This is a genomic window from Nonomuraea sp. bgisy101, assembly GCF_057708945.1.
The window spans coordinates 36,130-52,767 of record NZ_JBYITD010000034.1; the positions used below are offsets into that span (position 1 = coordinate 36,130).

Annotated in this window: 16 protein-coding genes; 9 read left to right on the top strand and 7 right to left on the bottom strand. The window is 70.1% G+C overall.

The window, feature by feature from the left end; translation table 11 throughout:
• From AC3EO4_RS43875 to AC3EO4_RS43885, 3 genes are all read left to right on the top strand, one after another.
• Positions 1–606 (top strand): glycoside hydrolase family 25 protein, encoded by a 606-nt coding sequence (locus AC3EO4_RS43875; protein WP_431901675.1) that lies wholly within the window; start codon positions 1–3, stop codon positions 604–606.
• A gap of 43 nt (positions 607–649) precedes the next feature.
• Positions 650–2,620, top strand: coding sequence for a threonine--tRNA ligase (thrS, locus tag AC3EO4_RS43880; RefSeq protein ID WP_379571686.1), 1,971 nt, complete (start codon positions 650–652; stop codon positions 2,618–2,620).
• Between the two features lie 75 nt (positions 2,621–2,695).
• The gene (locus tag AC3EO4_RS43885; RefSeq protein ID WP_379571684.1) at positions 2,696–3,085 is read left to right on the top strand and encodes a peptidase inhibitor family I36 protein; all 390 of its coding nucleotides are present in this window, start codon (positions 2,696–2,698) and stop codon (positions 3,083–3,085) included.
• Between the two features lie 50 nt (positions 3,086–3,135).
• Here the strand turns inward: AC3EO4_RS43885 and AC3EO4_RS43890 are convergent, their stop codons facing one another.
• Together AC3EO4_RS43890 and AC3EO4_RS43895 are read right to left on the bottom strand one after the other, a co-directional pair.
• On the bottom strand, positions 3,136–3,858 hold the full coding sequence (locus AC3EO4_RS43890) for a PIG-L deacetylase family protein (RefSeq protein WP_431901677.1): 723 nt from the start codon (positions 3,856–3,858) through the stop codon (positions 3,136–3,138).
• Between the two features lie 49 nt (positions 3,859–3,907).
• On the bottom strand, positions 3,908–4,561 hold the full coding sequence (locus AC3EO4_RS43895) for an Asp23/Gls24 family envelope stress response protein (RefSeq protein ID WP_431901679.1): 654 nt from the start codon (positions 4,559–4,561) through the stop codon (positions 3,908–3,910).
• Between the two features lie 82 nt (positions 4,562–4,643).
• Here AC3EO4_RS43895 and AC3EO4_RS43900 point away from each other — a divergent pair, with 82 nt between their 5' ends.
• The gene (locus AC3EO4_RS43900; protein ID WP_379571678.1) at positions 4,644–5,195 is read left to right on the top strand and encodes an HIT family protein; all 552 of its coding nucleotides are present in this window, start codon (positions 4,644–4,646) and stop codon (positions 5,193–5,195) included.
• A 6-nt stretch (positions 5,196–5,201) separates the two neighbouring features.
• On the opposite strand, the gene AC3EO4_RS43905 is transcribed toward AC3EO4_RS43900, so the two are convergent.
• The 5 genes from AC3EO4_RS43905 to AC3EO4_RS43925 all read right to left on the bottom strand — a co-directional run bounded on the left by AC3EO4_RS43905 (position 5,202) and on the right by AC3EO4_RS43925 (position 12,224).
• Positions 5,202–7,250, bottom strand: coding sequence for a hypothetical protein (locus AC3EO4_RS43905; RefSeq protein WP_379571676.1), 2,049 nt, complete (start codon positions 7,248–7,250; stop codon positions 5,202–5,204).
• A 57-nt stretch (positions 7,251–7,307) separates the two neighbouring features.
• Complete coding sequence (locus tag AC3EO4_RS43910) at positions 7,308–7,766, bottom strand: GNAT family N-acetyltransferase (protein ID WP_379571674.1); 459 nt, start codon at positions 7,764–7,766, stop codon at positions 7,308–7,310.
• 5 nt (positions 7,767–7,771) lie between these two features.
• Positions 7,772–8,281, bottom strand: a complete 510-nt coding sequence (locus AC3EO4_RS43915; RefSeq protein ID WP_431901683.1) for a class I SAM-dependent methyltransferase — start codon at positions 8,279–8,281, stop codon at positions 7,772–7,774.
• Positions 8,282–8,420: 139 nt separating this feature from the next.
• The gene (locus tag AC3EO4_RS43920) at positions 8,421–9,974 is read right to left on the bottom strand and encodes a glycoside hydrolase family 10-like protein (RefSeq protein WP_379571670.1); all 1,554 of its coding nucleotides are present in this window, start codon (positions 9,972–9,974) and stop codon (positions 8,421–8,423) included.
• A 111-nt stretch (positions 9,975–10,085) separates the two neighbouring features.
• On the bottom strand, positions 10,086–12,224 hold the full coding sequence (locus AC3EO4_RS43925; RefSeq protein ID WP_431901685.1) for an elongation factor G-like protein EF-G2: 2,139 nt from the start codon (positions 12,222–12,224) through the stop codon (positions 10,086–10,088).
• Between the two features lie 176 nt (positions 12,225–12,400).
• Between AC3EO4_RS43925 and pgsA the strand changes: the two genes are divergently transcribed.
• The 5 genes from pgsA to AC3EO4_RS43950 all read left to right on the top strand — a co-directional run bounded on the left by pgsA (position 12,401) and on the right by AC3EO4_RS43950 (position 16,631).
• Positions 12,401–13,024, top strand: coding sequence for a phosphatidylinositol phosphate synthase (gene pgsA, locus AC3EO4_RS43930; RefSeq protein ID WP_379571666.1), 624 nt, complete (start codon positions 12,401–12,403; stop codon positions 13,022–13,024).
• Entirely contained in the window at positions 13,021–13,917 is an 897-nt protein-coding gene (locus AC3EO4_RS43935) for a phosphatidylinositol mannoside acyltransferase (RefSeq protein ID WP_379571664.1), read from the top strand. The genes pgsA and AC3EO4_RS43935 overlap by 4 nt, the downstream gene beginning before the upstream one ends.
• Positions 13,914–15,020, top strand: a complete 1,107-nt coding sequence (locus tag AC3EO4_RS43940) for a glycosyltransferase family 4 protein (protein WP_379571662.1) — start codon at positions 13,914–13,916, stop codon at positions 15,018–15,020. Before AC3EO4_RS43935 ends, AC3EO4_RS43940 begins: the two co-directional genes overlap by 4 nt.
• On the top strand, positions 15,017–15,559 hold the full coding sequence (locus AC3EO4_RS43945; RefSeq protein WP_379571660.1) for a hypothetical protein: 543 nt from the start codon (positions 15,017–15,019) through the stop codon (positions 15,557–15,559). The genes AC3EO4_RS43940 and AC3EO4_RS43945 overlap by 4 nt, the downstream gene beginning before the upstream one ends.
• A 64-nt stretch (positions 15,560–15,623) precedes the next feature.
• Positions 15,624–16,631, top strand: coding sequence for a DUF3048 domain-containing protein (locus tag AC3EO4_RS43950; RefSeq protein WP_431901687.1), 1,008 nt, complete (start codon positions 15,624–15,626; stop codon positions 16,629–16,631).
• Positions 16,632–16,638: the final 7 nt, after the last annotated feature.

Below are 16,638 nucleotides of genomic sequence, written 5' to 3' on the forward strand. Positions count from 1 at the left end.
GTGAAGCGCGTGCTACACGGCATAGACGTGTCCAACTGGCAGGGAACGGTCGACTGGGCCGGTCACGCCGAGGACGGGGTCGCCTTCGGATTCGCCAAGGCGTCAGAGGGTGGCACGTGGGTCGACAAGTGGTTCGACCGCAACTGGCAGCTCATGCGCGAGCACTGGCTGGTCTGTGGCGCCTACCACTTCGCCAGGCCCAAGGGCGACCCCGGCGAGCAGGCCCGTCACTTCCTCCGCACCATCAGGAACGCGGGCGGCCTGCGCAGGGGCGACCTGGTGGCGCTCGACCTGGAGTCCGACGACGGGCTGCCGCCCGACCAGGTGGCCAGGTTCGCCCGCCGCTGGTGCAGGCAGATCGAGAAGCACGCGGGCATGCGGCCCTTCATCTACACCTTCCAGTGGTTCGCCAACGAGGGCAACTGCGCGGGCCTCGGCGAATACCCGCTCTGGATCGCCTCGCCGGAGAAGGCGAAGGGCAACCCGATCGTGCCCAGGCCGTGGCGCGACTGGACCATCCACCAGTACGCCAACAGCCCTCTCGACCGCAACGTCTTCCACGGCAGCCGCGAGGACCTGACCAGGCTGGGTTACGACCCGCGATAGCATCGGTGTTCATCATCGAAACACTGCTATCCAAGGAGTCACCGTGTCAGCCGAGCTGCATATCACCCTCGCCGGAGCCGAGCGTGTGGTCGCGGCCGGCACGACGTACGGCGAGGCGCTCGAGGCCGACGGCCGCACCGTCGTCGCCGCCCGCGTCGGCGGTGAGCTCCGCGACCTGGCCTCCCCCGTCCGCGAAGGCGACGTGGTCGAGCCGGTCCAGATCAGCAGCGAGGACGGCCGCGCCATCCTGCGCCACTCCACCGCCCACGTCATGGCCCAGGCGGTGCAGGAGCTGTTCCCCGAGGCCAAGCTGGGCATCGGCCCGCCCGTCGACAACGGCTTCTACTACGACTTCGACGTCGAGACGGCCTTCCACCCCGACGACATCAAGCGCATCGAGAAGCGGATGCGCGAGATCGTCAAGCAGGGCCAGCTGTTCGCGCGGCGCGAGGTGTCCGACGACGACGCGCGCGCCGAGCTGGCGGGCGAGCCGTACAAGCTGGAGCTGATCGGCCTCAAGGGCGGCGCCTCGGCCGCCGAGGACGGCGCCGGCGTCGAGGTCGGCGAGGGCCAGCTGACCATCTACGACAACCTCGACCCCAAGAGCGGCGAGCTGTGCTGGAAGGACCTGTGCAGGGGCCCGCACCTGCCCTCGACCAGGGTCATCCCGGCCTTCAAGCTCATGCGCACCGGCGGCGCCTATTGGCGGGGCAGCGAGAAGAACCCGCAGCTGCAGCGCATCTACGGCACCGCGTGGGAGAGCCGTGAGAAGCAGGAGGAGTACCTCCACCTGCTGGAGGAGGCCGAGAAGCGCGACCACCGCAAGCTGGGCGCCGAGCTCGACCTGTTCTCCTTCCCCGACGAGCTGGGCTCGGGCCTGCCGGTCTTCCACCCCAAGGGCGGCATCATCCGCAGGGAGCTGGAGAACTACTCCAGGCGCAGGCACGAGGAGGGCGGCTACTCCTTCGTCAACACGCCCCACATCACCAAGGGGCACCTGTACGAGGTGTCGGGCCACCTCGACTGGTACAAGGACGGCATGTTCCCCGCCATGGAGGTCGAGGGAGCCGACTACTACCTCAAGCCGATGAACTGCCCGATGCACAACCTGATCTTCGGCGCGCGCGGAAGGTCCTACCGCGAGCTGCCGCTGCGGCTGTTCGAGTTCGGCACCGTCTACCGCTACGAGAAGTCGGGCGTGGTCCACGGCCTGACCAGGGTCCGCGGGCTCACCCAGGACGACGCCCACATCTACTGCACCCGCGAGCAGATGAAGGACGAGCTGGCGGGGGCGTTGCGCTTCACGCTCAGCCTGCTGCGCGACTACGGCCTGGAGGACTTCTACCTGGAGCTGTCCACCAAGGACCCGGAGAAGTCCGTCGGCTCCGACGAGGTCTGGGACGAGGCCACCCGCACGCTGCGTGAGGTGGCCGAGGCCGAGAACCTCGAGCTGGTCCTGGACCCGGGCGGCGCCGCCTTCTACGGTCCGAAGATCTCCGTGCAGGCCCGCGACGCGATCGGCCGCTCCTGGCAGATGTCGACGATCCAGCTCGACTTCAACCTGCCCGAGCGCTTCGAGCTGGAGTACCAGGCTGCCGACGGCTCCCGTCAGCGGCCCGTCATGATCCACCGGGCGCTGTTCGGGTCGATCGAGCGCTTCTTCGGTGTCCTGGTCGAGCACTACGCGGGCGCCTTCCCTCCGTGGCTGGCGCCCGTGCAGGTCATCGGCATCCCGATCGCCGACGCGCACGCGCCGTACCTGCTCGACGTGGCCAAGAAGCTGCGCGAGCGCGGCATCAGGGTCGAGGTCGACACCGCCGACGACCGCATGCAGAAGAAGATCCGCAACGCGCAGAAGTCGAAGGTGCCCTTCATGCTGCTGGCCGGTGACGACGACATCGCCAACGGCGCGGTGTCCTTCCGCTACCGCAGCGGCGAGCAGAAGAACGGCGTCCCCGTCGAGGAGGCCGTCGCCGAGATCGTCAACGCCGTGGAGCGTCGCGTCCAGGTCTGAGTAGGGGCCTACTCATGCACGCGCGCGCCCGCCGGGAGACCCTCCTCAGGAAGCGATTCCAGGGGAGGAACATCCATGCGACTCACGCGCTTACTGGTGGCGGGCGGCCTCGGCCTGGCCGTCCTCACCGCGGTGACCGGCGCCGCGCAGGCGTCGAGCACGGCCGCGCCCAAGTGGAAGTGCTCGAACGGGGACGTCTGCCTGTACGACAAGCCCAACGGGGCGGCGCTGTTCTGGCAGGAGAGCGAGTGCGGCGTGCACGGCCTCGGCACGGGATTCCTCGGCAGGGCCAGCTCGGTCAGGAACCGGACGGGGACGACCGTGACGCTGTTCACCGTGTTCCACGCGAACGGGGGCCCGAACTCGCTCGCCGAGGAGATCGTCTCGGTCGAGGACGGGGAGAAGGTCAACCTCGAGGACGACGAGGACAACGCGACCGCGCTGGTCTACATCCCGTGTGACTGACACGCGTCAGAGCAGACCCCCTGCCGCCGCGCGGCAGGGGGTCTTCCCGCTCAGCGCTCGAACAGCCGGAAGGTGACCGCGGGACGCCCGTCGAACCGCTCGGCGGCCTGCCGCGTGACCCCTTCGAGGAAACTCCTGCAGTACGCCTCGGGATCCTCGTCGGTCAGCGCCTCGATGTAGGCGCGATGCTCGAGCAACGACCGCACGCCCTGCTCCAGGGTGTCGCCGACGTCCACCGCGTGGGTGGGCTCGTCGGCGCCCGCCACGGCCACCCAGCGCACCCCGTTCCACGGCTCCGGGCCGTCGCCGGGGAAGATCCATCGGTTGCCGGCGTCGGCAGCCGCGTCGAGCACCGCCCTGCCGACGGCCTTGTGGTCGGGGGTGTTCCAGTACCTCCCGCCCCACGTGTCGCCGAAGTGCAGAGTGATCACCAGTTCGGGCCTGTGCCGGCGGATCGCCGCGGCCAGATCACGCCGCAACCTGACGCCGTACTCGATGATCCCGTCCTCATGGTCGAGGAACTCCACCTCGCTCACTCCGACCACGGCCGCCGAGGCCCGCTGCTCCCGCTCGCGCAGCGGCCCCGCCTTGGCCGGCTCGACGGTGTCTATGCCCGCCTCGCCGCGCGTCACGAGCAGGTAGGCCACCTCCCGGCCCTCGGCGGTCCACCTGGCGACGGCTGAGGCGCAGCCGTACTCCAGGTCGTCGGGATGCGCGACGATCGCCAGGGCGCGCCGCCAGTCCTCGGGCATGGGTGGGAGCGGTTCGATCATCAGGGTCCTCCGTGTCGCTGTCGGGGACGGCCAGCGTAGCGATCGCGGGTCACGCGCCCGCGTCGTCAGGGCCTTCGCGTGCGGGCCGCGGCTCTCCGGGCAGCCGGACGTCGTCCACGGCGACGTTCACCTCGGTCACCCGCAGGCCCATCATCCTGCTCACGGTCGTGGCGACGTTGGTCTTGACCTCGGCGGCCACCTGCATGACCACGTGCCCGTACTCGATGACGATCGTCACGTCGACGGCGACCTGGCGGTCCTGGATGCGGGCGCCGACGCCCTGGTTGGCGCGGCGGGAGCCGATGCCGATGCGGTCGCGGACCGACTCGAGGGCGCGGGCCAGGTCGCCGCCGAGGTCGGCCACCCCTCGCACCTCCAGGGCGGCGAGCGCCGCCACCTTCTCGACGACCTCGTCGGCCACCGTGATGCGGCCTTTCACGACGGCGGCCGCGCCGGTGCCGTCGCTCGTGGCGATCGCGTCGGGAGAGGAGTCCTCTCCCGCATCCTCGCCGAGGTCGCCTTCGGTGTCCTCTTCGCCGCTCTCCTCGGCGTTCTGCGAGGTCTCGGAGCCCGGAGGGGCGGCGTCGGCGCGGGGGGAGGGGGCGGGACGCCAGGCCGGGCCCGGCGGTACGGCTGAGGTCGTCTCGGTGGCTCGCGGGGCTGGGGCGGAGGACTCGGTCTCCTCGGCCAAGGCTTCACTCATCGTGCCTCCTTTGCGGCTGTTTGGGATTGTGCCGGAAGGACTCCTGGTTTGTCCGGAGACCCATGGTCATATGCTGCAGAACATGCAGGAGAGCGAACCGATGGAGCAGGCTGGGGCGGGGTCGCCCGACAACTTCCAGCGGCTGTGGACACCGCACCGGATGGCCTACATCAAGGGGGAGAACAAGCCGAGCGGCGAAGGAGCGGGCGACGGCTGCCCGTTCTGCGAGATCCCGAAGATGAGCGACGAGGAGGGCCTGATCGTCGCCAGGGGTGAGACGGTGTTCGCGGTGCTCAACCTCTACCCGTACAACTCGGGTCACCTGATGGTCTGCCCCTACCGGCACGTCTCCGACTACGACGAGCTGAAGGACGACGAGATGACCGAGCTCGGCGACTTCACCAGGCGGGCGCTACGGGCGCTGCGCCAGGCCAGCGGCGCCCAGGGCTTCAACGTCGGCATGAACCTCGGTCACGTCGCGGGCGCCGGCATCGCCGCCCACCTGCACCAGCACGTCGTGCCCCGGTGGGGCGGCGACACGAACTTCATGCCCGTCGTGGCCGGCACCAAGGTGCTGCCGCAGCTGCTGCGCGACACCAGGAGGATGCTGGCCGAGGCCTGGCCGGGCGCCTGATTGGGCTCACACCTTGGCGAGCGGGCGTTCCTCCGTGGCGCTCCGTCCAGGGAGGGCCGCGATGCCCGCCGACAGGACCAGGGGGATCGCCAGGGCCAGGGCCATGGAGAGGACGGCGGCGCCCGAGTCGTTGACCAGGGTGCCGACCACTCCGCTGATGAGCGTGCCGATGAGGCCCGCCTTGAGCGAGGGGGAGTACTCGAAGGCGGCGGGCAGCACGCCCGCCGTCGCCTGGTCGGGCCGCATGACCGCGTAGACCAGGAACGCGACGGCGGCGATCACCACGGGCATCAGCGTGGGGCTGAGCAGCGTGCTGAGCATCGCCACCAGCTTGCGGACGATCACGTCGATCGCCTCTCCGCTGATCACCTGGCCGACGAACCTTCCCAGATGCGACTGCTCGGCCGCGGGCCGCAGGTAGTTGGCGATCGCGAAGCCCATCACGACGACGCCGCCCGCCACGCAGAACGCGCCCAGCTTCCACAGCGAGATCCGCTTGCCGAGGATCAGCAGGGCGGTCACGGCGATGCCGGGAACGAAGGCGATCACCCCGCCGAAGTCGCTGCCCATGCCCGAGCCGCCCAGCACCATCGCGAACGTGCCGAGGACGGCCACGACCGCGGCGCCCCAGGGCCGCGACAGCCGGTGCGCGATCACGGTGGCGCTCAGCAGCGTGCCCGTGGCGAGCAGGGCGAACGGGATGTTGCCCAGGCCGTAGTAGCGGGCGCCCTGCTCGGCGCTGAAGCCCATGAAGCTGTTGAGCTGCAGGGTGGTGCCGGTCAGCAGGTCTCCGGCGAGCGTGAGCGCCGTGACGCCCGCGACCACCGCCAGCGGCCCGAGCGGGCTGCGCCGCCACGGTCCCGCGAACGCGGCGAAGGTGATCACGGCCAGCCAGGCCAGCATGCCGCCGAACAGCTCCAGGTGCGTCGACCACGGCAGCAGGTTGACCAGGATCGAGGTGATGGGGATCGCCGCCAGCGTCACCGCCGCCGGCCGTACCCAGGAAAGGCCCTTGCGGCGGCGCAGCAGCACGAACGCGACGACGTAGAACAGCACCTGCAGCACGGCGAGGGCGATGAAGTAGTAGCCCTTCACCGAGCGCATGGTCTGGGCGGTCTGGTCGGCCTCCGCCATCTGATCGAACGTCGCGCCCGGCCCGTTGACCTGCATGACCTGGCCGACGACGCTGTCGGGCACGGCGACGCCCAGCTTGGTCAGCACGGTCGTGGTCAGGTCGGGCAGGATCGAGATGTCGTCGCGGCGGGTCGAGGCCGCGCCGAGCGCGTGCCCCTGCGCGCCGGGCTGCCGCAGCGCGGCCACCCGCAGGTGCGGCACCGAGCCGTGGTCGGACATGCCCGACAGCAGGACGGTGGTGTCCTGGGGCAGCACGGCCAGCAGCGCGCCCGCCTTGGCGTCGGCCAGGCGCAGTGCCGCCCGCCTGTCCTGGGCCGACAGCTTCTCCGCGACCCGGGGAAGCTTGCCGTCGTCGGAGATGTACGGCCTGATGAGATCGTCGACGTCCATGGCCACCAGGCGGCAGCGCTCCAGCTCCTCGGTCTTCATCTGGATGGGGGAGGCGTAGTAGGTGGTCACCGCGCCCTTGCCGTCGGCGAGCCCGAGCGCGGCACCGGGCCCGATGGCGATCGCGCACTCCCCGGCCTTGGCCAGCGTGTCGCCCAGCAGGCCCGCGTAGCGCTGCCCGGCCACCTCGTGCAGGTAGTCGTAGTCGGGGATGACCGCGCCGCGTCCCTGCTGCTCGGGCATCGGAGGCGGCCCGCAGCGGTAGCCGGAGGCCGATCGGATGCCGGCCGAGACCGTCAGCCAGCCGTCATAGGGGCAGGTGATGTTGCCGACCGTGCGGACCGACATCGAACCGATGGCGCTGCCGCCGGCCAGCTCCCACAGGTTGGGCGTGTCGGCCCTGGACAGGTCTGTCCAGTGCAGGCCGGAGACGCCGATGAGAGCGACCCGCTCCTTCTCCGAGGCGTGCGCGGGGGCCCAGCCCAGCAGCATCTGGCTGACCAGTACGGCCAGCACCAGCAGGGTCCGCCTCACGCACGACCTCCCGAGTCTTGACAATCGTCGGAGGCACGCTACACCGGCTCGTCGCTGTCAGGTGACGTGCTTCATGTAGCAGAGCGAGTTCGGCACCAGGTGGTAGGGCGGATAGACGGCGATGGGCGTGTACCCTTCGCGCTCGTACAGGCGCACCGCGTCGGGCTGCCTGTCACCCGTCTGCAGCACCACCCGCCCGGCCCCCAGACGCGCCGCGGCGCCCTCCGCCGCCTCCAGCAGGGCAGTGGCCACCCCGTTGCCGCGGTGCTCCGGGGCGACGAACATACGTTTGATCTCCAGGTCCGCGCCGAGCCTGCGCAGCGCCACATGTCCGACGGGGACGCCCCCGGCGGTGATCGCCACTCCGGTGTAGACGACGCTCTCCGGCGAGACGGAGAAGTCCTCGGGGAAGTCGAAGTCCCCCATGTCCGCGTAGCGCTCGCCCATCTCCTTGGACATCGCCTCGCGCAGCCGCACGGCGGCGGGGTCGTCCCATGCGACACTCTCGACGTTCACGCATCTCAGCCTATGCTCGCGCGCACGCACACCAGGGTGCCGCCCCCTCGCATGGCCGTGGGCGCGAAGCCGTGCGAGGACAGGACACGGGTGAGGTCGCCTGCCAGGCCGGCGGCGCGGTCCGCGCCTGGCGGCTCGTAGAACAGCCAGAGCGTGCCGCCGGGGGCCAGCAGGCCGGCGATGAGGGCCAGCTCGGCGGCGGGGTCGCGGGTCCAGAAGAGGTTCACGTTGACCGCGAAGACCTTGTCGAACCGCTCGCCGTCGAAACGGATCTCCTCCAGCGAGGCCTGGACGACGGTCGCCCTGCCCGACGCCACGTGTGCGGCGTTGCGGGCGCGGGCCCTGGCGACCGCGGTGGCCGAGCGGTCCACAGCGGTGATCGTGCCCGTGGTCAGCCGGTCGCAGACCAGGGACACGGCCACGCCGGGGCCGCAGCCGATCTCCAGCAGGCGGTCGCCCGGCGCGACGTCGAGCGTGTCGACGGCCCATGACAGGCGTCGTGGTACGGCAGGCATACGCCCAGCCGTATCACAGCTCCGCGCTTCGCGGGCGCCGTCGCGGCGGCCCGCCACGCGCGCCAGGGGAGCGTCCCTCGGAGGGACGGCATGCGGTGACCCCGGAGGCGCGTGGCCCGGCGTGCCGTACGTGCTCGGATCAGGTGGCGGAGACGGTCGCCTCGGCGGGCTTGCTCTCCCGCGTGAGCGCGTCCAGTGACGTGACCAGGTACCTGCCGGGCGCCTGGGCGGTGTAGGAGGAGCCGCTGACGACCGCGATCAGGTTGCGGGCGTCGGCCGCCTGGCAGCTCCTGCCGGAGGCGGGCACCTTGTAGACGGCGTAGGAGCGGGCGCCGGGCACCGGCGTCCACGTCAGCGCCGAGCCCGAGGACTTCAGCCCCGACGGCTTGGCGAGCGCGTCGCCGCCCTGCGGCAGCGGGAGCAGCGCGGGACGCGAGTAGTGCTCCTTGACCAGGCGGTCCATGACCTTCAGCGGGTTGGTGTCGAGCTGCTTGGCACTGAAGTAGACGTCACCGTCGATCTCCTCGAACCTGCGGTTCAGCGTCAGGTGCGCGGGGATCTCGCCGGGCTTCGTCCAGGTGGGCACGTCTCTCGCGCCGACCCGGTAGAGGCCCTGCCCGATGTACAGGCGCACGTCCGTGCCCTTGACCTCGTTGGCCCACCACGGTGCCAGCACCTTGTAGTCGGCAGCCTTGAAGCCGCGCGGCCAGTAGAGCTGCGGGATCAGGTAGTCGACGGTCCCCGCCTTGATCCACGCCCTGGCGTCGGCGTAGATCGCGTCGTAGGCCGACATCCCGGTGGTCGCCGAGCCCGTCGGGTCCTGCGCCTTGTTGCGCCAGATGCCGAAGGGGCTGATGCCGAACTTCACGTCCTTCTTGGTGTCGTGGACGGCCTTGTGCACCTGCGCGACGAGCTTGTTGACGTTGTCGCGGCGCCAGTCGGCGAGCTTGGCGCCGTCGCCGTACTTCCTGAACGCGGCGGTGTCGTTGAACGTGCCCCCGCCGCCCGGGTAGGGGTAGAAGTAGTCGTCGAAGTGGACGCCGTCGACGTCGTAGCGCTTGACGACGTCGGTGACGACCTTCACCACGTGGTCGCGCACCTGGGGCAGGCCGGGGTTGTAGTAGACCTGGTCGCCGTACTTCACCAGCCAGTCGGGATGCTGCCTGGCCGGGTGGCCCGCGGGCAGCCTGCCCACGTTGGCGTCGTAGGCGGCCCTGTACGGGTTGAACCACGCGTGGAACTCGAGGCCGCGCTTGTGCGCCTCGGCGGTCAGGAACGGCAGCGGGTCCCAGCCGGGGTCCTTGCCAGGAGTGCCGGTGAGGTACTGCGACCACGGCTCGTACGGCGACTTGTACAGCGCGTCGGAGGCCGGTCGCACCTGCACGAAGACCGCGTTGAGGTTGCGCCTGACGGCGTTGTCGAGGATCTTGACGTACTCGGCCCGCTGCTTGGCGGCGGTGAGGCCGGTCGCCGAGGGCCAGTCGATGTTCTTGACCGTGGCGATCCAGACGCCGCGCAGCTGGCGCTTGGGGTATCTGGCGTCGGCGACGCACTTCTCGGCCGGCTTGGCGGCGGTCTTGGCCTTCGTCTCAGGAGCCGCGGCCTCTGCGCCCGGGCCCCCGAAGGTGTAGGCGGCGGCAGTGGCGGCGATCGCGACAGCGGCGGCGGCAAGAAGAGGTCGTCCTGTACGCATAGTCCCTCAGTGTGACATCGCCACTGGGGTGCTTCGGCCAAAAAACGAAATGGATTTGTGATCGTAGTGTGACTCGGGGGGAGGACGTTACCCTCCCCCCAACGAGGGGTGTCAGTCCTCGGCTGTCACCTTGTCCGTCAGGTGTGACGGGAGAGGTTCGTAACGCAGGAACGTGCGCTGGAACGTCCCCGTCCCGTGCGACATGGACCGCAGGTCGATCGCGTAGCGGGTGATCTCCAGTTGCGGCACCTCCGCCTTCACCAGCGTCCGTCCCGTGCCCACGGGCTCGGTTCCGAGCACGCGGCCCCTGCGCGAGGACAGATCGGACATGACCGAGCCGACGTGCTCGTCGGCGACCAGCACCGCGATCTCGTCGACCGGTTCGAGCAGCAGGGTGGCCACCTTCGCCGCGGCCTCCTTCAGCGCCAGCGAGCCGGCGATCTGGAAGGCCATGTCGGAGGAGTCGACGGAGTGGGCCTTGCCGTCATAGAGCGTGACCCGCACGTCCACCATCGGGTATCCGGCCAGCACGCCCCGCTCCATCTGGGTGCGCACGCCCTTCTCCACCGACGGGATGAACTGCCGGGGGACCACGCCGCCGACGATCTTGTCAACGAACTCGAAACCCCCGCCGGAGGGCAGGGGCTCGATCTCGAGGTGGCAGATGGCGTACTGGCCGTGCCCGCCGGTCTGCTTGACGTTGCGGCCCATCGCCTGGCACCTGCCGCCGAAGGTCTCGCGCAGCGGCACCCTCAGGTTGACCCGTTCGACCTCGACGCCGTGGCGCTTGGCCAGCCGGTCGAGCAGGACGTCGGTGTGCGCCTCGCCCATGCACCACAGCACCAGCTGCCGCGTCTCGGCGTTGTTCTCCAGGCGCAGCGTCGGATCCTCCGCCACCAGGCGGGCCAGGCCCTGCGACAGCTTGTCCTCGTCGGCCTTCGACTTGGCCCTGATCGCGACGGGAAGCAGCGGGTCGGGCATGCTCCACGCGGTCATGAGCAGCGGCTGTTCGGGATCCGACAGCGTGTCGCCGGTCTCGGCCCTCGACAGCTTGGCCACCGCGACGATGTCGCCCGCCATGCCCTTGGCGATGCTGCGCTGCTGCTTGCCCAGCGGACTGGTCAGCGTGCCGATGCGCTCGTCGACGTCATGGTCCTCGTGTCCGCGGTCGGACAGGCCGTGTCCCGAGACGTGCACGGTCATGTCGGGGCGCAGCGTGCCCGCGAACACGCGGACGAGGCTGATCCGGCCCACGTAGGGGTCGCTGGTCGTCTTGACCACCTCGGCCACCAGCGGCCCGTCGGGATCGCACGCCTTGACCCGCACCGGCTTGCCGTCGGGGGTGGTGATCTCGGGCAGCGGGTGCTCGAGCGGCGAGGGGAAACCCTGGGTGATGAGCTCCAGCAACTCCTGCGCGCCCACGCCCATGCCGCTGGCGAGCACGGGGTAGAAGTTGCCGCGCGCGACCGCCTTCTCCAGGTCGTCGATGAGCACCTTGACGTCGATCGCCTCGCCGGACAGGTACCTGTCCATGAGGGACTCGTCTTCGCTCTCCTGGATGATTCCCTCGATCAGGCTGCCGCGGTACTCCGCGATCCGCGACTCGTACTCCGCGCCCGGATCCTTCTCCGTACGGTCTCCTGTCGCGTAGTTGTAGAACTTCTGCGACAGCAGCCCGATCAGCCCGGCCACATGACCGTTGGTCACGACCGGAAGGTAAAGCGGCGCGACTCCGTCTCCGAAGATCTCCTGGCACCCGGCCAGAACCTGGTCGAAATCCGCCCGCTGGTGGTCGATCTTGGTGATCACGACGGCCCGGGGCATGCCGACCTGTGTGCACTCCTCCCACAGCATCTGGGTCAGCCCGTCGATGCCGTCCGTCGCCGAGACCACGAACAGCGCGGCGTCGGCGGCGCGCAGGCCCGCCCGCAGATCGCCGACGAAGTCGGCGTAGCCGGGGGTGTCCAGAAGGTTGATCTTGATTCCGTTGTGGACCATGGGCGCGACCGACAGGTTCACCGAGCGCTGCTGGCGCACCTCCACCTCGTCGAAGTCGCTGACCGTGGTGCCGTCCTCCACGCGTCCCACGCGCTGGATGGCGCCCGTGGTCGCGAGCAACTGCTCGACCAGGGTGGTCTTGCCCGCTCCCGAATGGCCGACCAGTACGACGTTGCGTATCGCGTCCGCCCTGTCGGCCGCTGGTGCCCTGCCCGCGGCTCCTATGGCCGCGCCGTGGTGCTTCTCAGCCACATCGCCTCCGCTTCCGTTGGGACGGAGCTCGCAGGGGTACGGCGCGCGCCGCCCAATTCGTCGTTCGGTTCAGCGCCACGCCCAGCGGAGTCACCGCAAGGACGCGGTTAGTTCACCAAATACCCGTGTGGCGAATATCACAAGGGGGGCGAGGCAAAGAAGTGGTGGCGGCCCCGATGGCCTACGATCAAAGCGCGATGCTCAAACTCCTGCGCCCGGCCATGACCCGGATACTCACCCCGCTGGGCAGGGCACTCGTCCGCCGCGGGATAGGCCCGAACGCCGTCACAGCGATCGGCACGGCCGGCACCGTCGTGTGCGCCCTGGTGTTCTTCCCCCTCGGCCAGCTGTGGTGGGGATCGGTGGCGATCACCGTCTTCGTGCTCTTCGACCTGCTCGACGGCGTCGTGGCCAGGATGGGCGGGAACGGCGGCAGCACGTGGGGCGCCTTCCTCGACTCCACGCTCGACAGGGTGGCCGACGCGGCCATCTTCTCCGGCCTGATCATCCACTTCCTCATCGGACGAGACCTGCTGATGGCGGCGGTCGCGCTGTTCTGCCTGGTGGCGGGGGCCCTGGTGTCCTACGTCAAGGCCAGGGCCGAGGGGCTCGGCCTCACCTGCGACGTCGGGCTGGCCGAGCGGCCCGAACGGCTGGTCGTGGGTCTCGTGGCCGCGGGCTTCTCAGGACTCGGCGTGCCGTACATCCTGCCCCTCGGCCTGTGGCTGCTGGCCGCGGCCAGCGCGATCACCGTCGTGCAGCGGGTCGTTCACGTCCATCGCCAGATTGGAGCGCGATGACCTCCCTTCAGGAACGCGCCGTGGCCGCGGGGTTCGCGGCGGGGTGGACGCTGCTGCCGCACCTGCCTGAGCGGCTGACCGCGGCCGCCTTCACCCTCGTGGCCGACAGGGCGTGGCGCAGGAGAGGCAAGAGCGTGCGCCGTCTGGAGCACAACCTGGCCAGGGTGACGGGGCTGGCCGAGGACAGCGCCGAGCTGCGCGCGCTCAGCCGCGCGGGCATGCGTTCCTACCTGCGCTACTTCCACGAGATCTTCAGGCTGCCGAAGATGGACGGCCAGGAGATCGTGCGGCGCACCCACGTCACGGGCGCCGAGCACATCTTCGACACCGTCGCCGCGGGCCGCGGCGTCGTCCTCGCGCTGCCGCACATGGGCAACTGGGACCAGTCGGGCGCCTGGCTGATCGGTTGCGGACACCGCTTCACCACCGTGGCCGAGCGGCTCAAGCCCGAGTCGCTGTTCCGCCGCTACGTCGCCTTCCGCGAGGGTCTGGGCATGGAGGTCCTGCCGCTCACCGGCGGCGACGGCCACAACTTCGGCACCCTGGCCCAGCGCGTGCGCAAGGGCGGCATCGTCTGCCTGCCGGCCGAGCGCGACCTGACCAAGAACGGCGTCGAGGTGGAGTTCTTCGGCGCCACCACCAAGGTGCCCGTCGGGCCCGCGCTGCTGGCCGTCAAGACGGGCGCCGCGCTGCTGCCGGCCACCATGTGGTTCGAGGGCGCCGACTGGGGCCTGCGCATCCACGAGGAGATCAAGGTGCCCGCCGAGGGCACCCTCCAGGAGCGCACGGCCGCGGCGGCGCAGAACCTGGTGACGGTGTTCGAGAAGGGCATCGCCGAGCACCCCGAGGACTGGCACATGCTGCAGCGCCTCTGGCTGGAGGACCTGACGTGAACGTCGGCATCGTCTGTCCCTACTCGTGGGACGTGCCGGGCGGCGTCAAGCAGCACATCGACGACCTGGCGCAGGCGCTCATGGCGCAGGGGCACCAGGTGTCGGTGATCGCGCCCGCCGAGGAGGACGCCGATCTGCCGCCGTACGTGACGGGCACGGGCAGGGCGGTGCCCGTGCCGTACAACGGCTCGGTGGCGCGGATGTCGTTCGGCTTCCTGTCGGCGGCCAGGGTGCGGCGGTGGATCCGCGAGGGCGGCTTCGACGTGCTCCACATCCACGAGCCGCTGGTGCCGAGCCTGGGCGTGCTGGCCTGCTGGGCCGCGAAGGGCCCGATCGTGGCCACCTTCCACGCCTCCTTCAACCGCTCGCGCGCCATCGCGATCGCCGAGCCGATGCTGCGCAGCGCGCTGGAGAAGCTCAGCGGCCGCATCGCCGTCTCCGACGCGGCGCGCAAGAGCCTGGTCGAGCAGTTCGGCGGCGACAGCGTGCTGATCCCCAACGGCGTGACCGTCAGCCGCTACACCGAGGCGGAGCCGCTTCCCGGCTGGGGCCCCGACGGGCGCACGCTCGGCTTCCTCGGCAGGATGGACGAGCCGCGCAAGGGCCTGCCCGTCCTGCTCGAGGCGCTGGAGCAGGTGCCCGACGCCAAGCTGCTGGTCGCCGGCCCCGGCGAGGTGAAGATCCCCAAGTCCATCCGCGATCGCGTCACCCTGCTCGGCATGGTCAGCGAGCAGGACAAGATCCGCGCCTACCACTCCGTCGACGTCTTCGTCGCGCCCAACACCGGCGGCGAGAGCTTCGGCATCGTGCTGGCCGAGGCCATGTCCGCCGGAGCCACCGTGCTGGCCAGCGACATCCCCGCCTTCCGCAGGGTGCTCGGCGACGGACAGGCGGGCGCGCTGTTCCCCAACGGCGACGCCGCCGCGCTGGCCCGCGAGGCCCGCGCCCTCCTGTCCGACCCCGCGCGCAGGGCCAAGCTCGCCGACGAGGCGCTGCTCGCGGTGCGCAAGTACGACTGGTCCACGGTCGCCCGCGACGTCGTGCGCGTCTACGAGACCGTCACGGCCGCGGCGGGGCAGGTCGAGGAAGACACGGTCGCATGAGCACCACCATCGTCGTCCTGGTCGTGGGCATCGTCATGGTGCTCGCGGCCGTCTACGTCTCCTGGCGGGCCGGCCGTCTCGACCGGTTGCACATCAGGCTGGAGCTGGCCAGGGAGGCCCTCGACGTCGCTCTGGTGCGGCGGGCCGCCGTCGTCCTCGAACTGGCCGGGTCCCGCCTGCTCGACCCCGCCACCTCTCTGGTCCTCGCCGCCGCCGCCCACGAGGCCCGCACGGCGGGTCCCGACGAGCGCGAGCACGCGGAGAGCGACCTGTCCAGGGCGCTGCGCGCCGCCATCGACCAGGACAGGTTCAGGGAGCGGCTCAGCGAGTCGCATGGCGGCCGGGCACTGCTGGAGGAGCTCGACGCCGCCGTCGCCAAGGTCGTCTACGCCCGCCGCTTCTTCAACAACGCGGTCGGCGTCACCCGTACGGCCCAGCGCCGCTGGCTCGCCCGCTCACTCCGTCTGGCAGGGCGCACCGACTTTCCTGAATTCTTTGAGATTGATGACAATCCGCCGGAGACCATGGCAACCGAATGACCCCATTTGGGGGAGCCCGGTAAGCTTCCTTCCGTTTTCGTGGCCGAGCGGAGGAGTTGAGCTGGTGCGGGTACCCCGAATGATGGCGGTGGCGCTGGCGGTGCTCGCTCCAGTCGCGGCCTGCTCGAGCGGAGGCGGCGCCGCGTCGCCGTCGAAGGAGCCGCAGGCGGCCCCGGTGAGCGCCTCCCCGACGCCTGAGGCGAAGGGGCATCCGTTCACCGGCCTGCCGTACGAGGAGCTCAAGCCCGTCCTCGCCGTGAAGATCGAGAACACCGCCGCAGGAAAGCCGCAGCTCGGGCTGAAGAGCGCGGACATCGTCTACATCGAGCAGGTCGAGGCGGGACTGACCCGTCTCATGGCCGTCTTCTCCTCGAAGGTGCCCGCCAAGGTCGGCCCCGTCCGCAGCGCGCGCATCTCCGACCTGCACATCACCCCGCAGTTCGGCAAGCCCGCCTTCGCCTACTCGGGCGTGCAGTCCAAGATGCTGCCGTTCATGGCGGAGGCGTCGCTGTTCGACGTCGGCGACACGCGCAATCCCGGCGCGTTCTTCCGCCAGCCGGGACGCTTCGCCCCCTACAACCTGTTCGCCAACACCAAGCAACTGCTGTCCAAGGCGCCCAAGGCGTCCGAGGCGAAGGACATAGGCTTCACCTTCGGCGACGCCCCCGCGGACGGCGGCGTGCCGAAGAAGTCGTGGACGGTCAAGTGGCCCGCCGCCCGCTTCACCTTCGCCTGGTCGGAGGCCAAGAAGCAGTGGCTGATCTGGCAGGACGGCAAGAAGGACATGGCGGCCGAGGGCGGCCAGCTCGGCGCGCCCACGATCGTCGTCCAGTACACCAAGACCGAGCGCTCGCAGTTCCACGACAAGAACCAGAGCTACACCCCACTGGTCCACTCCGTCGGCAAGGGCTCGGCCATCGTGCTGCGGGACGGCAAGGCCTACAAGGCCAAGTGGTCGAGGGAATCCGAGGAGGAAGGCACGACGTTCAGCACTGAGAGCGGCGAGCCGATGAACTTCGCGCCTGGTCAGGTGTGGGTCGCGCTCGCCAGCCGTAAGCCCGTCATTCCTTAACGTACAA

Excerpts from the sequence above, each read along its gene's own strand:
- AC3EO4_RS43885 (WP_379571684.1), top strand. The coding sequence starts at position 2,696 with ATGCGACTCACGCGCTTACTGGTGGCGGGCGGCCTCGGCCTGGCCGTC.
- AC3EO4_RS43890 (WP_431901677.1), bottom strand. The coding sequence starts at position 3,858 with ATGATCGAACCGCTCCCACCCATGCCCGAGGACTGGCGGCGCGCCCTG.
- AC3EO4_RS43895 (WP_431901679.1), bottom strand. The coding sequence starts at position 4,561 with ATGAGTGAAGCCTTGGCCGAGGAGACCGAGTCCTCCGCCCCAGCCCCG.
- AC3EO4_RS43900 (WP_379571678.1), top strand. The coding sequence starts at position 4,644 with ATGCAGGAGAGCGAACCGATGGAGCAGGCTGGGGCGGGGTCGCCCGAC.
- AC3EO4_RS43915 (WP_431901683.1), bottom strand. The coding sequence starts at position 8,281 with ATGCCTGCCGTACCACGACGCCTGTCATGGGCCGTCGACACGCTCGAC.
- AC3EO4_RS43920 (WP_379571670.1), bottom strand. The coding sequence starts at position 9,974 with ATGCGTACAGGACGACCTCTTCTTGCCGCCGCCGCTGTCGCGATCGCC.
- pgsA (WP_379571666.1), top strand. The coding sequence starts at position 12,401 with ATGGCCTACGATCAAAGCGCGATGCTCAAACTCCTGCGCCCGGCCATG.
- AC3EO4_RS43935 (WP_379571664.1), top strand. The coding sequence starts at position 13,021 with ATGACCTCCCTTCAGGAACGCGCCGTGGCCGCGGGGTTCGCGGCGGGG.
- AC3EO4_RS43945 (WP_379571660.1), top strand. The coding sequence starts at position 15,017 with ATGAGCACCACCATCGTCGTCCTGGTCGTGGGCATCGTCATGGTGCTC.